The sequence below is a fragment of the Rhizobium sp. BK313 genome (genome assembly GCF_014193655.1).
Classification (GTDB): Bacteria; Pseudomonadota; Alphaproteobacteria; order Rhizobiales; family Rhizobiaceae; genus Rhizobium.
Map to the genome: position 1 here is coordinate 2,354,927 of NZ_JACHZQ010000001.1, position 14,784 is coordinate 2,369,710.

A 14,784-nucleotide genomic window follows, 5' to 3' on the forward strand; every position below is an offset into this window, starting at 1 on the left:
CTCCTCACTCCTCACTGGCGCTCCGTCCGTAAGCCCAGTCCATGTAAAGCTCCAGCGCCTTGCGGGCGATCGGACCCTGCTGGAATTCGCGGTCGTCGAGGCGGTTGACCGAAACGACCTTGGAATAGTTGCCGGTGGTGAAGATCTCGTCGGCAGCCATGAATTGCTCAACCGACAGTGTCTCCTCTCGCACATCGAACCCGCCCTGGCGCAGCAGGCCCATGACGCGGGCGCGGGTGATGCCGGCGAGGAAGGTGCGGTTGGCGACCGGCGTGTAGACGATACCGTCCTTCACCATGAAAACGTTCGAGGAAGCAGTCTCGACAACATTGCCGTTCATGTCGCGCACTAGTGCATTGTCGAAGCCGCGCTTCTTCGCCTCCAGGATCATGCGGCCGCTGTTCGGGTAAAGCGAACCGGCCTTAGCATCGGTCATCGCGTTTTCCGCCGACGGGCGGCGGAAGGGCGAGACGGTGAGCGTAACGCCGCCATGGCCACCCAGCGGTGCTTCGAACAGGCAGAGTGCGAAACGGGTCGATTCCGGATCGACGGCGACGACGCTGCCCGGCGAGCCATGTTCGCCCCAATACATCGGCTTGATGTAGATCGGCGTTTTGCCGTCGAATTTCTTGACGCCTTCCCAGGCAAGCGCCTCGATTTCCTCGGCCGTCTTGAGCGGCTTCAGCCCCATGGCAACCGCCGAGCGGTTGATACGCTGGCAGTGAAGATCGAGATCGGGCGCAATACCGTCAAGCCATCGCGCACCGTCGAACACGGTCGAACCCAGCCACATGGCATGCGACGTGGGGCCGATCAGCGGCGGATTGCCGGTGAGCCATTCTCCATCGACATAGGTCCAGGTTGTGGAGCGGGGGGATGTATCGACGGCCATGATGATTTCCTCCTGAAAGCAGCGAGCAGGAAATCCCCGCACAACCTGAGGGTCAAGCAGAAATTTCGGCCCAATATCCATTTGCAACAAAGCGCCGGAAGCCGCATTCCCAGCGCAATTTTCATGCGCCGAAACAACAGCTTGACGAATGGGTGAATCAGGAAAAATGATGGACTATATTAACCGCGGCAGGATACGCGAGATTCCCATGAAAGCTATGTACTATGAGGCCTTCGAGGCCACTCCGGATATTCGCACTCTCCCCGACCCCACGCCGAGCGAAGACGGCGTCGTGATCGCCGTCGGTGCGACAGGGCTTTGCCGTAGCGATTGGCATGGCTGGATGGGCCATGACCCCGACATCAAGCTGCCGCACGTGCCCGGCCACGAACTTGCCGGCAAGGTGGTAGCGACCGGCCGGGGCGTCGTTCGCTTCAAGGTCGGCGATCGGGTGACCGTGCCGTTCGTGTCCGGCTGCGGGCATTGCGCCGAATGCCATTCCGGCAACCAGCAGGTCTGCCCGAACCAGTTCCAGCCCGGCTTCACCCATTGGGGCTCCTTCGCCGAATATGTGGCGATCGACTATGCCGACACCAATCTGGTGCATTTGCCGGAGACAGTCGACGATGCGACGGCGGCGAGCCTCGGCTGCCGTTTCGCTACGTCGTTTCGCGCTGTTGCCGACCAGGCCAAAACGCGTCCGGGCGAATGGATCGCGGTCCACGGCTGCGGCGGCGTCGGCCTGTCCGCCATCATGATCGCGAGCGCCCTCGGTGCGAACGCCATCGGCATCGATATTTCTGACGAAAAGCTGGCTTTCGCCCGCGAATGCGGCGCGGTCGCAACGATCAATGCGGCTGGCGTTGCCGATGTCACAGAGGCTGTGCGCGAGATCACCAAGGGCGGTGCGCATGTGTCGATCGACGCGCTCGGCCATCCCGTCACCTGCTTCAATTCGATCAAAAATCTCCGCCGCCGCGGCCGCCATGTGCAGGTCGGCCTGATGCTCGGCGAACATGCCGCGCCGCAAATTCCGATGGCGCAGGTTATTGGCCACGAGCTGGAAATCTACGGCAGCCACGGCATGCAGGCCTGGCGTTATGACGCCATGCTGGACATGCTCGCCGCCGGCAAGATCGCCCCGCAAAAGCTGATCGGCCGCAGGATCAGCTTGGAAGAAGCCGTGCCGGCGCTGATGGCGCTGGACAAGGCAGAGGGCACGGGAATCAGCGTGATTACACGATTTTAGGCACCCTTTTTCATCCTATCCATCGACGGCGCGCTCGTCGGCGCCAACGACGAAATGGACGATGCGTCTGCCGGCAGTATGGCGGCGCTGGATGAGGCAGCAAAGCGGAAGCTGGCGGTGAGCTGCCAACCGCTATTCGACGCTTGCCTGCTTCATTCTCTGGCAGCTGGGCCATTTGCCGCATGAAGGCGAGAACTTCACCTCTGGCGATCTCGTCTTCGAAGTGGTCAAACTCGACGGACGCAATATCGACAAGGTCCGGATCCACCGGATGGAATATGCAATCTGATGAAGAGGATACGATCATGGCATGGTCTGCCGGCCAATATGTGAAATTCGAAGATGAGCGCACGCGCCCGGCGCGCGATCTGCTGGCTCAGGTGCCGCTGGAGCGCATCGACCGAGCCATCGATCTCGGCTGCGGGCCGGGCAATTCGACCGAGCTGATCGTCGAGCGCTATGGTGCGGCCAGTGTCTCCGGCCTCGATAGCGACGAGAACATGCTTGAGGCCGCCCGCAAGCGCATGCCCGGCACGGAATTCGTCAAGGCCGATCTTGCCAAATGGCAGCCGGAAGAACCCGTCGATCTGCTTTTCGCCAACGCCGTCTTCCAATGGTTGCCTGATCATCTCGACATTTTCGAGCGGCTGATGGACGGGCTCAAGCCGGGTGGTGTGCTCGCCATCCAGATGCCGGACAATCTGACCGAACTCAGCCACCTGATGATGGAGGAGACGGCGAAAAATGGGCCGTGGAGCGAGGCCTTCGCGAAGAAAAGCGTGCGCCGCAGTCCCCTGCCCTCGCCATCGGTTTATTATAACCGGCTGATCGGGAAGTCGGTACGCGTCGAACTTTGGCACACCAACTACAATCACCCGTTGGAAAATGCGGCGGCCATCGTCGAATGGGTCAAGGGCACGGGCCTGCGCCCCTATCTCGATCATGCCGGCGCCGAACACCGCGAGGCCTTCACGGCCGACTATCTTGCACGCATCGAAAAGGCCTATCCGCCCTTGGTCGATGGCAAAGTCTTGCTGCGGTTTCCGCGGTTGTTTCTGGTGGCGGTAAAGAAATAAACTACCCACCTTGCGACTTGATTGCGGTCCGGTGCCGAATGCACTGGACTGCAGTTCATCCAGGATGGAATACGCCCTAACAAGCTGTGCTTGTGAGCAGTGTTAGGACGTGGCTCGGAATTCGAAGAATCACAGAGCCTTTCGCTAGCAACGCGACTGCATATCCCTACGCGTTTTAGTTTGTTCATGATAAAGTTTTTTGTCTTTTTATTATCAATGAACTCAAACAGGGGGCGGCGATGAGGAAGACACTGCTCTGCATCACTTCGACACTGATGTTGATCGCAAGTGCAGCGTCTCAAGCAAACGCATGCGTCGACACCGCGATTGTCCTCGCAGTCGACGGCTCTGATAGCGTCGACAATGAAGAATATGCATTTCAGAAGGCTGCAATTTCCAGCGCATTCCGCGACGAGACCGTGATTTCGGTCTTGCGTGACACAGGAGTTGTTGCAGTTTCGGCGGTTTTTTGGGGAGATGGCGAGATCCCGACGCAAAGACTCGGCTGGTTCATTGTTAACGATGGTGAAGGTGCAGAAAGTTTCGCACGCGAAATAGAAAACAATCATCGCGTCGTCTACGGAAATACCGACATTGGCAGCGGTATCTCGTCTGCTCTCACTTTGCTTTCAGACTCGAGTTTATGTGCCCGCAGATCAATCGTGGATATCTCAGGCGACGGTAGAGAGACGTTGGGACCGAAACGGCGGCAAGTGATCTCATTGCACCAGGCACGCCTGCGCGCCGAACAAATGGGCGTAAGAATCAATGCCTTGGTCATATCCGACGACGGGGGAGACCTAGCCGGCTACTATGCCAAGAAAGTCATCCTCGGATCCGGTGCATTCGTGATGGACATCAAAAATTATGCCGATTATTCCGTCGCGGTCAGAAAGAAACTCATCAGAGAACTGTCGTACAAAGCCGAGGACGTGCGGTTCCAAACGAGAGCTGAATAGTATGCTAAGACCGCAGCCAGAGCTCGATCGTCCGAACATCTTTCAACGCATCACAAAACGACAACGAAGCGGCTGCACTTTGTGAGGGAACGATTGGGCCAAGACCATCCTTGATCCCATCGACAACCGACGCCGGCCCGCGCTAGAACAACAGCCGACGCAAGAACCGCAACAGGTCTGAGGAGATACCCCCATGTCGTCCAGGAACCCGATGTCCATCCGTTTGGCTGAGGTGCGGTTGTGAGCGGGCCGGATGTTGCGCCGGCACCGCCGCTGACCTTCGTCATCTTTGGTGCTACCGGCGATCTGACGCGGCGGCTGCTGATCCCCACGATGATCAACATGACGCGCAGCGGTTTGATCGGCGACGATTTCAGTATTCTTGGTGTCGGCATCGAGCCAGGTGGCGACGAGATGCTGCTGCAACGGTTGGATTCGTTTCTTGAAACCTTGGGCATGGAGCCGGATCGGCAGGATGCTTGGCAACGACTGCGCAAGCGTATCTCATATGTTTCCGGCGACTTCACCCAAAACGGCGTTTATGACGAAATTTCAAGTCGTCTGGCGCATGCGCCGAGCGCTAATGCGGCATTCTATTTCGCAGTGCCGCCGCAGTTCTTTGGTGAAATTGCCGAAAAACTGTCCGAGCACGGGCTTACCAATGAGGCCGTGGGAGCTTTCCGCCGGATAGCGATCGAAAAGCCTTTCGGCCACGATCTTGCATCGGCTCGCGCGCTGAATGCGCGGCTACTGAACCAGGCCAACGAAAGCCAGATCTATCGCATCGACCATTTCCTCGGCAAGGAGACGGTGCAGAACATCATGACGACGCGTTTCGCCAACATGATGATCGAAGCGCTCTGGAACAACAATTACATCGATCACGTCCAAATCACTGCAGCCGAACTGGTCGATGTCGGAACGCGCGGCAAATTCTACGACGCTACCGGCGCGCTGCGCGACATGGTGCCGAACCATCTGTTCCAGCTGCTTGCCATGGTTGCCATGGAGCCCCCGAACAGCTTCGACGCCGAGTCAATCCGCAACGAGAAGGGCAAATTGCTGAAGGCCCTGCGCGTCTATTCGCGCGAAGACGCAGCCAAGAACGGGGTACGCGGCGCCTATACCGCCGGTCCGCTCAACGGCAACAATCTCCCGGCCTTTACGGAGACCACCGACGTCAGGCCGGACAGCAACACCGAGACCTTCGTCGCGTTGAAGCTCTTCGTCGATACGTGGCGCTGGGCTGGCGTACCCTTCTACCTGCGCACCGGCAAGGCAATGAAAGAGCGCGATACGGAGGTGGTCATCACCTTCCGGCAGGTGCCTTTCGCGCAGTTCCCGCGAGCCGCATCCCGCCCGCCGCTGCCGCCGAACAAGCTGGTTATCCAGGTCCAGCCCGACGAAGGCCTCGACATGGAAATCTCGATCAAAACGCCCGGTCTCGTGATGAATACCGTGCCGATCTCACTCGATTTCCGTTATGCCGACCGCTTCGATATCGGCAAGCAGACCGGTTATGAGAGCCTGTTTTACGAACTCTTCGTCGGAGACCAGACCCTTTTCCAACGCGCCGATGGCATCGAAGCCGGCTGGGCCGCCGTGCAACCCTTCCTCGATCTCTGGGCAGACGGGGGCAAGCCCGATCCCTATGCGCCAGGCAGCATGGGTCCGGCCTGCGCCAACGAGCTGATCGAACGCGACGGCCGCGTCTGGCATCGACCCCATGAGAAGCCGGACGGCAACAAGCCCTGAGGTCTTGAGGGCGATCTCGGTTGATCGCCTTTCACAATTGCCGTCCGTCGCCATTTTTCTCCCCGCCGGCTAGTTTCAAGCGGATTTCGACATGGTCTGACCGGCGGCTTCTTCAGCGCGGATCAATCATAGTCCTGGAGATCACCCCGTCGCTGCGATCTGGACCTGCAACCCACTGCCGATAAAGGCGCGATCCGCCGCGCCGCCCTGGCCATGACCCACACTCCATTGTGCCGGCCATATCAGGCGTTCGAGGCCGGTTGCGGAGGCTCCGTCGAATGAGGTCCATCTGCTATCGCCGTGCATGCGATAAAGCATGCCACCAGGACCCATGCCGGCGTGCAAGGCGATATCGACATCGAGGGACTGGCCGGCGGCGAGATCCGGGCCAAACCAATAATGCGGGCTGCGGCCGGGATCGCGACCGAGGATCAGGGTCAGCGTTTGCCGCGGACCACGCAAACCGAGCCACAGCGGTGCGATGGCGTCAGGATTGAACGCAGAGAAGAGTGTTTGGGCCGGAGGGTGTGCCGTCTCCGGCATAAGGCCCGTTATTCGCAATTCGATCGCACGCTCGCTGTTCATCGGGCCGGTAAAGACGGCCAGATGCTTCCCGGGCGACAGGTTTTGCCAGCTCTCGGGATCGGCTGGCTTGAAAGGCCATTGCAATCGCTCACGGACGGCACCGTCCGTATCCAGAACCTGATAGCGAAAACTGTCCGCGTCGAGCGCCGCCTGGATGCAATGAAGATATTCCACGCCCTCCGGCATTCTATGCGCGGTACCCGCGCCGGCAGTGCAAAGCTGCAGGACGCCACGGTGAACCTGGACGTCGAAGGCAAGGATATGGCTGCAGACATAGGCCAGAACGTCTGCGTCGACCAGAATATCCCAAAATCGCTTGGCGTAATCCAGGCCGATCTCGCGCTGATACGCTCCGGAAAATCCGTTGATGGGGAAAACCGGGTGATGGCCGAGGACGATCTTATGACCGGCATCGCTATGCTTTTTCAGCGTCGCCTCCAGCCACTCCGTCTCGACATGGCCCTCGCCGCCGAGACCGGTCCACAGCGTATGGACGAATACCAGCAAGAGATCACCGCAGCGCACCCAATAAGACAGTCCTTCCTGGCCCGGCGGCCCGTTTTCCGGAAGCTGCAGGACCTCGCGAAAGACCTGCTCACTCATCTCGTCATAGGTGGTGTGGTTGCCGGTCGTGTGCCAAAGCGGCGTTTGCCTCCGGTCGAGCCAGCCCATTTCATGCTCGAACCAATGCCGCCATTGCGCCCTCAGAGCCTTCGGATCGGCGGTCAGGCCAATGACCTCGTCGCCTGGAAACAGGATGAACTCCGGCGGCGGTTCAAGCCGGCGCAGAACGGCGTTGACGGCGGCAAAGGTCTTCTCGTGCAGCGCACCAGGAACGCCGGAACAGGAATCGCCATAAAGCACGAACTGATGCCCAGGCCCGTTCGGCCGAAGTGACGGAATGGTGTTTGCGGACATGGGATGGCTTGCAACCTACTGCATGATCAAACAAAAAAGCCCCGAGGATAGACCGCGGGGCCCGTTCGCAAATGACAGCGTATTACAGAAACTGGCTCAACCCCGGCACGGAGTTGACGACCTCATCGACCACTTCATCGCCGGCATGCTCGCGGGCGGTCGCAATGGTTTCTTTGGCGAGCGAAGAAATTTCGCCCATGCTGAGGCCGCTGCTCATCAGGGACTGGCCCAGCGCCATGAGACCGCCACCGCCCCCAACGGCGCTGAGGAGGCCCCCGAGCAGACCGCCACCGGACGTTTCTTCACCGTTGTATTGCGCCACCAGATCGGAAGCGCCGGGGATGGCTTCGATCATCTTGGTGACCGGACCATCCGGGGCCTCGCGCTGGAGGAAGCCAAGCATCATGCCAACGGCCTTCTCCGCAATATCGGGGGAAATGCCGGCTCTCGTTGCGATCTGATCAATAATCTCGTTCATTCTGGCCTCCTGCCTGTTACTTATGACGTTAACGTCAACGTAAATGAATGCGCCGACCGACTCAAGCCGGGCTGGTTGTGCACGACTCTACCGGAAGCATCACCATGAAGCGAACGGTTGTCCCCATTCAAGTCTGTTCTTATAACAGGGTCAGGACAAATCAATGAACGGGCCCTGGCAACCTTTAAAGGTTGCTGTGCCGCCGCCCAGAGGGAGACGACACCTCATGCCGCAACAGGATGGACAGATTTTCGTCGGTGCCAGCCGCAAGCCGGACGACAGCATCAACAAGGACGAATATTTGACGCTGAAATTCGGCAATCGTCATGGTCTCGTCACCGGCGCGACCGGCACCGGCAAGACGGTGACGCTGCAGGTATTGGCAGAAGGCTTTTCCAAGGCCGGCGTGCCGGTCTTCTGCGCCGACATCAAGGGCGACCTCTCCGGCATCGCGGCAAAGGGCGAGCCCAAGGATTTCCTTTTGAAGCGCGCAGAGGAAATCGGCCTGAAGCCTTACGAATTCGATCAATTCCCGGTGATCTTCTGGGACCTCTACGGCGACAAAGGCCATCGCGTGCGCACGACCATGGCCGAAATGGGGCCGTTGCTGCTTGCGCGGCTGATGAACGCATCAGAGGCGCAGGAGGGCGTGCTCAATATCGCCTTCAAGATTGCCGACGAAAATGGCTTGGCGCTGCTCGACCTCAAGGATTTCCAGGCACTGCTCAACTATATGGGCGACAACGCCAGCGAGCTTTCCAGCCAGTTCGGCTTGATCTCGAAATCCTCCGTCGGCTCGATCCAGCGGGCTCTATTGGTCCTGGAGCAACAAGGAGCTGAAAATTTCTTCGGCGAACCGGCGCTGAAGATTTCCGACATCATGCGCACCAGCAATGACGGTTACGGACAGATCTCGGTGCTCGCGGCCGACAAGTTGATGATGAACCCGCGGCTCTATGCCACCTTCCTGCTATGGCTGCTCTCGGAACTCTTCGAGGAGCTGCCGGAAGTCGGCGACCCTGAAAAGCCGAAGCTGGTGTTCTTCTTCGACGAGGCACACCTGCTCTTCAACGATTCGCCGAAGGTGCTGATCGAGCGCGTCGAGCAGGTCGTGCGCCTAATCCGCTCCAAGGGCGTCGGCGTCTATTTCGTCACACAGAACCCACTCGATGTGCCGGAAACGGTGCTCGCCCAGCTCGGCAACCGCGTCCAGCATGCATTGCGCGCCTATTCGCCGCGCGAACAGAAGGCGGTACAGACGGCCGCGGAAACCTTCCGACCCAATCCCGCCTTCGATTGTGCCGAAGTCATCACCACGCTCGGAACCGGCGAGGCGCTGGTCTCCATGCTCGAAGGCAAGGGCGCACCATCGATCGTCGAGCGCACCTTGATCCGCCCGCCGTCCGGTCGCATCGGCCCGGTGACGGATACAGAACGCCAGGCCGTCATCAACGCCAGCCCGGTCGCCGGCCTCTATGACGAGACCGTCGATCGCGAATCTGCCTTCGAAATCCTCACTGCTCGTGCCCGCAAGGCTGCCGAGCAGGATGCCGCCAAACAGGACAGCGGAAGCGCCGGCGGCCGCTGGACGCTTCCCGGCTTTGGAGGTGACGATGACAAGCCGGCGAGCCGCGGCCGTTCCGGCTACCAGCGCGAAACGATCATGGAAGCGGCCATGAAAAGCGTCGCACGCACGGTCGCGACACAAGTCGGCCGAGCGTTGGTGAGAGGGATTTTGGGAAGCTTGAAGCGGTAGAAGGTTACCCTCCCTTCGAGAGGGAGGGTTGAATCGAAGATCTGGAGTAAGGTGACCCGCGGCAAGCTCCGTTTCCTGCCGAGTGTCACCTCCCCATCCACCGCTTTCCGGCAACCTTCCTTGAGGAAAGTTGCTATTTCACCGGCGCAACCAGCGAGAAGAACGCGCCTTGTGGGTCGGTGCACTGGACGATCCAGCTACCGCCGGGGACTTCCATCGGGCCGTTGACGATCTTGCCTCCGGCTTCGTTGACGCGGCCGATGGCGGCATCGATTGCGGGGACATTGAAGTAGAAGTTCCAGGCCGCCATCGGCATTTCCGCCGGCTTGGTCATGATACCGCCGAAGTCGCGGTCGCCGATCTTGAAGATCTTGTAGGTGCCCATCGGCCCCATGTCGAAATCCGAACTCGATTCCCAGCCGAACATGTCGCAGTAGAAATCAAACGCTTTCGGCCCGTCATTGGAATAGAGCTCATGCCAGCCGATATAGCCGGGAGCGTTGGGCTCCGCCGGTTCCCAGTCTTGGCCGGGCAGCGGCGTGAAAATGCAGAAGGCGGCGCCATAGGGATCGGCCACGACCGCGAAGCGGCCAACACTCGGAATGTCCCCCGGCTCGCGATAAACCTTGCCGCCTTTTGCGGCGATCGTCTTGGCCGCCTCATCGACATTGGGCACGCTGATATAGCCGGTCCAGCAGGGCGGCGTGCCCATGGCCTTGGCTTCTTCCGGCAGGATCATCATCCCGGCGATCGGGCCTGCGCCGGCGCTGAACAGAGTATAGGCCATTTCAATTTCCGGCATGCCGGCATCCTTGGCGTCCCAGCCGACAACCTTGCCGTAGAAGGCCTCTCCCGCGGCCATGTCGGTGGTCATGAGTTCGTACCAGACAAAATATCCCTTCGCAGCCATTGTAGCTCTCCCTATTGCTTGCGGCGGTAATTGGCGATCATGAATTCCTTCCAGCTCCCGTCCGGTTGGCGGACGCTGGAGGTAAAGGTGCGTTCATTGTCGTTGATAAATGTGATGGCTTCACGATAGCTGGCCGACTGGCCTTCGTGTTCAAAATCCGGCCCTGACGTGTCGAGCAGCAGCGTGCGGCCGGTGTGGTCGAGAGCGCCTTCGTAAACCCACATGTGGTTCATCATGCTGCCGACCCAGGTGCCAGTGTATTTGCGCTTATCCGGATCGTAGCCGAGCGTCAGCAGTGTAGCTGCGGCGCCCCCGCCGGGCATCGTGCCCTCACCTTCGCATAGAAACCAACGGCCATGCAGCGAGCGGACGGTCTCCGTCCAGGTGCCATGATCAATCTTGCCGTCAGGATCGGCGGCATCGACCTCCCATGTGCCGATCAGCTTCTGCAGAAATGCGTGTTCTTCCGTCAGTTCTGCCTTCATCGCGTCCCTCCTTTGCGACTGGCCGAGCCCTATGCCCCGTAGTGCTCTAAACACGGCACTTCGGGTCTTTGTTCCCACGCGACCTTCAGGGGAAGGTCACGTGACCTGGGCTCCCATCGTTAGTGACAGGAGGACTGCGCTTTCGGGGCTTCGTCATATTCGTCGTGGCGACGAACGAAATCCATGGTGCTATCTTCGTTGCGACCCTTCGGCGCATTGTCGAGGATCATCAGCGTGCCGATCATCTCCTCGCCGCCGCGGGCATAGCTGGAATAGGTGTGAAAGATATTGCCGGCTTCATCCTTGTAGAAGGCGCTGAGGCCGGGGAGCTCGTCATGGCCGTCTTTGGCATCCATGGCTCTGAAATTATAGAACACCTTTTCGCCGGCAAGCTGCTCCTCGGTGAAGGAGACATGATAGTCGAAATTGAAATCGTTGGAGAAAGACGACACCCACGGGAACTTCCAGCCCATGCGTTTCTTGTAGGCCTCTATCTTCTCCATCGGCGCGCGGGCCACGGCAACCAGGGTGACATCGTGGTGGTTAAGATGTGGCAGGGTGCCATCGAAATGATCGGCGAGGAACGAGCAGCCGGGACATCCGGCTTCCCATTTCGGACCGAGCATGAAGTGATAGACGATGAGCTGACTGCGGCCGTCGAAGAGATCGGCAAGCGATTTCTTTCCCGTGGGCGTATCGAAAACATAATCCTTGTCAATCTTGACCCAGGGAAGCGCCAAGCGCTCGGCATTGATACGGTCACGCAAACGCGTCGCTTCTTTCTCCTTGGCGAGCAGTTCGCGGCGGGCCTCCAGCCACACCTCGCGTGAAACGATCTGGTTCATTGTCCGCGCCCTCCTCCGGCGTCCACCTTTTACCAAACTTGACAATTACATTGATATCAATATTAATAAATCATGTCAAACGTGATTGAGATTCCTTTCGAGACAACACTACTGGTGCGCGATAGCTGCCTTTGCCTGCATGTGCAGCGCGCCGCTCGGGCCGTGGCACGCCGTTTCGACGAGGCGCTGAGGCCGCTCGGCCTCACCAACGGCCAGTTTTCCCTGATGATGTCCTTGAACAGGCCGGAGCCTGCGGCCATGGGGCCCGTCGCGACCCTGCTCGCAATAGACCAGACGACGCTGACTGCGGCCTTAAAGCCGCTGGAGCGGCGGGGCTGGGTGTCCATTCTCCCCAATCCGAAAGACCGCCGTGCTCGGCTGCTCAGCCTGACGCCATCAGGCAAAGCTGTGCTTGCGGCCGCCGTGCCGATCTGGAAGGTGACGCATGCTGAGGTGGAAGCGCGATTGCCCGACGGCAATGCAGAACGGTTGCGGCGGGATCTACTGGCGCTGTCTTAAGCACTATTTCGCATGCGGGGATCGGCGCCAAAATCGCTGCGCGCGAAACCAATGCGGCTTTTCGGAAAATCGCAGAGCGCCTGCACGCCAGTTGGCGATAGCCGGATACGCCAGGTCTGACGCTCGACTGGTTCACGAGCGGCGAAGGCATGGGCTGTCAGAAGCGCAATATTCTTGCCGCCTTTGGGATCGCGGACAGACCTGTAGAGGATCGCTTGAATGCCCCCTGCCCGCGCTGTGTCAGCGAGCGACTGGCAAGCGTCATAGTTGACGGGATCGGCCCAGGCCTCGCGATCCCGATCCAATGGCGAACGAGCAAGATCGATCGCCTCTTTCGTCGTAATAGCGGCGGCGAAGGCGGTATATTCCGCAGCGTTGGCAGGCAACGGCGTCTCCGGAGAATCGCCAAAGAAAAGCAGCCTGTAAAAACTCATTTCGGCCAGCGCCGTTTCGACCTGTTCGGACGCGTAAAAGACGCCCAGGGTACGTCCTGCCCGTCTGAAGCGCGAACCGTATGGATAGATCGCTCCATAGCGGAAGGGAGTGGCCAATAGATAATCCAGGCCGGCGCATTCCGGCGGCAGCGCCGGTTTGCTCTCTTCCAGCAGATTTTCGAGGAGTGCCTGCTCCTCCAGCGAATCGACCAGTTTCAACGTAGAGACTTGATGTTGCGCCTCCACCAGCCGCCAATAGCGGCCGGAGATCGGCCGAGCCTCAGACGAGAGCGCGGCGGGCGTCCAGGTAGGCAAGGACATCGGTCAATCCGGAAATGGAGGTGATCTTTTCAAGCGGCGTCGCGCCGAAGGCGAGGTTGACGTTGCGCAGCCATTGCCGCGCCACGGCCTCATCGCCGCCGACAATCGCATCGAGCGAGCGGAACAGACGTACGAAGAGCACGGCGAGTTCAAATGATTTGCTGTGCCGCTCCAGGAGATGATCTTGCCGCTTCATGCGCGACACAGTCGCTTCCGAAACGCCGATCACGGCAGCGAGCACGCGCGCATTCAGCCCCAACCGCTCCGCTGCATTGACGACCGCCTTGGTGATGACCAGAGCTTCACCGGGATTTGCATGACCTATCGCTTGGGCATTTGTCATGGCTACATCCTTTCTCAAGAAAATATATAGCAACTTTCTTGCAAAAGAAAAGAAGCGGCGCGCCGAAAAGCGTGCCGCTCCTTTTTAGACCTAGTCTACTCCGTCAGTCCGGAGAGATGGGAAAGCCTATTCTCACGCAACCGTGACCGGCACTTCCGTCGAGGTGCGCATAGCATGGCTATACGGGCAGACAATGTGGGCGGCAGCAGCGAGCTTTTCAGCTTCGGCCTTGTCCATACCGGGAATGTGAACAGACAGAGACACTTCGATGCCGAAACCGCCGCCATCTGCGCGCGGACCGATGCCGACCGTTGCGGTCACCTTGGCGTCTTCCGGAATCTTGACCTTCTGCTGACCTGCAACAAATTTCAAAGCGCCGAGGAAGCAGGCGGAATAGCCGGCAGCGAAGAGCTGCTCGGGATTGGTGCCGGTGGCGCCGTCGCCGCCGAGTTCCTTCGGAACAGTCAGGGTGACGTCGAGAACGCCGTTTTCGGATACGGCGTGGCCTGCACGGCCGCCAGTCGCAGAAGCCTTGGTTGTGTAGAGGATAGGCATGTCAGATCTCCTTTGCGGGTTGGATGAAGATTGTATATAGCACGATTTAATAGCGCGCAACATATTTTTGCGATTTGATTTTGAAAAGTGAACCTGTGACAATGAGACCACGTGCATAACCCCGAAAATCGGTATCGATTTTTGGAAAGGTTTATGCGCCAACAAAAAAGTTGCTGCGTCCTTTGCGTGTCGGAACCGACACGCGGCGCAGGAAGAAAGTGGCGGAGCAGCGATGACGGACAAGGTGCAGGAGCGGGCAATACCCGATGAAGAAAAGCGGCTGGAACGACAGCTTTGTTTTGCCGTCTACGCGACCGCACATGCCTTCAATCGCGCTTACAAGCCGATCCTCGACCGTGTCGGCCTGACCTATCCACAATATCTGGTAATGCTGGTGCTCTGGGAAAAAGGCTGCATGCCGGTCAAGACTATCGGCGAGCAGCTCGACCTCGATTCGGGCACGCTTTCACCGCTGTTGAAGCGTCTCGAGCAGGCAGGCCTGATTGGCCGCATGCGCGACCCGAAGGACGAGCGGCAGGTGATCGTTTCATTGACGGAAAAGGGAACCGGCATGAAATGCCAGGTCAATATGATCATGGCCGCCATCGGCGAAGCCGTCGGCTGCGATATGGATGAAATGGCCAGCCTGCGCGACCGGCTGCAACGGCTTAGAGCGAATTTAACGGCCGAATGAGAGCCGTTAA

General features: G+C 59.2%; 17 protein-coding genes. 8 read left to right on the forward strand and 9 right to left on the reverse strand.

Going from position 1 to position 14,784, the window contains the following annotated elements; translation table 11 throughout:
* Positions 1 to 4: 4 nt before the first annotated feature.
* Positions 5 to 892, reverse strand: coding sequence for a branched-chain amino acid aminotransferase (locus FHT86_RS11425; protein ID WP_133706837.1), 888 nt, complete (start codon positions 890 to 892; stop codon positions 5 to 7).
* 208 nt (positions 893 to 1,100) lie between these two features.
* On the opposite strand from FHT86_RS11425, the gene FHT86_RS11430 reads away from it, so the two are divergent.
* From FHT86_RS11430 to zwf, 5 genes are all read left to right on the forward strand, one after another.
* On the forward strand, positions 1,101 to 2,141 hold the full coding sequence (locus FHT86_RS11430; RefSeq protein WP_133706838.1) for a zinc-dependent alcohol dehydrogenase family protein: 1,041 nt from the start codon (positions 1,101 to 1,103) through the stop codon (positions 2,139 to 2,141).
* A 175-nt stretch (positions 2,142 to 2,316) separates the two neighbouring features.
* Positions 2,317 to 2,430, forward strand: a complete 114-nt coding sequence (locus FHT86_RS11435; protein WP_246779428.1) for a transporter associated domain-containing protein — start codon at positions 2,317 to 2,319, stop codon at positions 2,428 to 2,430.
* Between the two features lie 16 nt (positions 2,431 to 2,446).
* Positions 2,447 to 3,217: a trans-aconitate 2-methyltransferase gene (gene tam / locus FHT86_RS11440; protein ID WP_133707131.1), complete on the forward strand. Its 771-nt coding sequence runs from the start codon at positions 2,447 to 2,449 to the stop codon at positions 3,215 to 3,217.
* Positions 3,218 to 3,456: 239 nt separating this feature from the next.
* The gene (locus tag FHT86_RS11445) at positions 3,457 to 4,176 is read left to right on the forward strand and encodes a DUF1194 domain-containing protein (protein WP_133706839.1); all 720 of its coding nucleotides are present in this window, start codon (positions 3,457 to 3,459) and stop codon (positions 4,174 to 4,176) included.
* A 240-nt stretch (positions 4,177 to 4,416) separates the two neighbouring features.
* Positions 4,417 to 5,931 carry a glucose-6-phosphate dehydrogenase gene (gene zwf, locus FHT86_RS11450; RefSeq protein WP_133706840.1) on the forward strand — a complete coding sequence of 505 codons (1,515 nt, stop codon included), beginning with the start codon at positions 4,417 to 4,419 and terminating at the stop codon, positions 5,929 to 5,931.
* A 141-nt stretch (positions 5,932 to 6,072) separates the two neighbouring features.
* On the opposite strand, the gene FHT86_RS11455 is transcribed toward zwf, so the two are convergent.
* Both FHT86_RS11455 and FHT86_RS11460 read right to left on the reverse strand, forming a co-directional pair.
* Positions 6,073 to 7,434: a metallophosphoesterase gene (locus tag FHT86_RS11455; RefSeq protein ID WP_133706841.1), complete on the reverse strand. Its 1,362-nt coding sequence runs from the start codon at positions 7,432 to 7,434 to the stop codon at positions 6,073 to 6,075.
* Positions 7,435 to 7,516: 82 nt separating this feature from the next.
* Entirely contained in the window at positions 7,517 to 7,912 is a 396-nt protein-coding gene (locus FHT86_RS11460; protein ID WP_133706842.1) for a hypothetical protein, read from the reverse strand.
* Positions 7,913 to 8,138: 226 nt separating this feature from the next.
* Between FHT86_RS11460 and FHT86_RS11465 the strand changes: the two genes are divergently transcribed.
* A complete protein-coding gene (locus tag FHT86_RS11465) occupies positions 8,139 to 9,668 on the forward strand; it encodes a helicase HerA-like C-terminal domain-containing protein (RefSeq protein ID WP_133706843.1) in 1,530 nt (509 codons plus the stop codon).
* A 133-nt stretch (positions 9,669 to 9,801) separates the two neighbouring features.
* Here FHT86_RS11465 and FHT86_RS11470 read toward each other — a convergent pair whose 3' ends face one another.
* The 3 genes from FHT86_RS11470 to FHT86_RS11480 all read right to left on the reverse strand — a co-directional run bounded on the left by FHT86_RS11470 (position 9,802) and on the right by FHT86_RS11480 (position 11,908).
* Positions 9,802 to 10,578: a VOC family protein gene (locus tag FHT86_RS11470; RefSeq protein ID WP_133706844.1), complete on the reverse strand. Its 777-nt coding sequence runs from the start codon at positions 10,576 to 10,578 to the stop codon at positions 9,802 to 9,804.
* Between the two features lie 11 nt (positions 10,579 to 10,589).
* Positions 10,590 to 11,063 (reverse strand): DUF1579 domain-containing protein, encoded by a 474-nt coding sequence (locus FHT86_RS11475; RefSeq protein WP_133706845.1) that lies wholly within the window; start codon positions 11,061 to 11,063, stop codon positions 10,590 to 10,592.
* A gap of 119 nt (positions 11,064 to 11,182) precedes the next feature.
* Complete coding sequence (locus FHT86_RS11480) at positions 11,183 to 11,908, reverse strand: thioredoxin family protein (protein WP_133706846.1); 726 nt, start codon at positions 11,906 to 11,908, stop codon at positions 11,183 to 11,185.
* Positions 11,909 to 11,980: 72 nt separating this feature from the next.
* Here FHT86_RS11480 and FHT86_RS11485 point away from each other — a divergent pair, with 72 nt between their 5' ends.
* Positions 11,981 to 12,427, forward strand: coding sequence for a MarR family winged helix-turn-helix transcriptional regulator (locus FHT86_RS11485; protein ID WP_133706847.1), 447 nt, complete (start codon positions 11,981 to 11,983; stop codon positions 12,425 to 12,427).
* Here the strand turns inward: FHT86_RS11485 and FHT86_RS11490 are convergent.
* From FHT86_RS11490 to FHT86_RS11500, 3 genes are all read right to left on the reverse strand, one after another.
* On the reverse strand, positions 12,424 to 13,182 hold the full coding sequence (locus tag FHT86_RS11490; RefSeq protein WP_133706848.1) for an RES family NAD+ phosphorylase: 759 nt from the start codon (positions 13,180 to 13,182) through the stop codon (positions 12,424 to 12,426). The two genes, FHT86_RS11485 and FHT86_RS11490, sit on opposite strands and share 4 nt — an antisense overlap.
* A complete protein-coding gene (locus tag FHT86_RS11495) occupies positions 13,142 to 13,525 on the reverse strand; it encodes an MbcA/ParS/Xre antitoxin family protein (RefSeq protein WP_133706849.1) in 384 nt (127 codons plus the stop codon). The genes FHT86_RS11490 and FHT86_RS11495 overlap by 41 nt, the downstream gene beginning before the upstream one ends.
* A gap of 132 nt (positions 13,526 to 13,657) precedes the next feature.
* On the reverse strand, positions 13,658 to 14,080 hold the full coding sequence (locus FHT86_RS11500) for an organic hydroperoxide resistance protein (protein ID WP_133706850.1): 423 nt from the start codon (positions 14,078 to 14,080) through the stop codon (positions 13,658 to 13,660).
* Positions 14,081 to 14,312: 232 nt separating this feature from the next.
* Here FHT86_RS11500 and FHT86_RS11505 point away from each other — a divergent pair, with 232 nt between their 5' ends.
* Complete coding sequence (locus tag FHT86_RS11505; protein WP_133706851.1) at positions 14,313 to 14,774, forward strand: MarR family winged helix-turn-helix transcriptional regulator; 462 nt, start codon at positions 14,313 to 14,315, stop codon at positions 14,772 to 14,774.
* Positions 14,775 to 14,784: the final 10 nt, after the last annotated feature.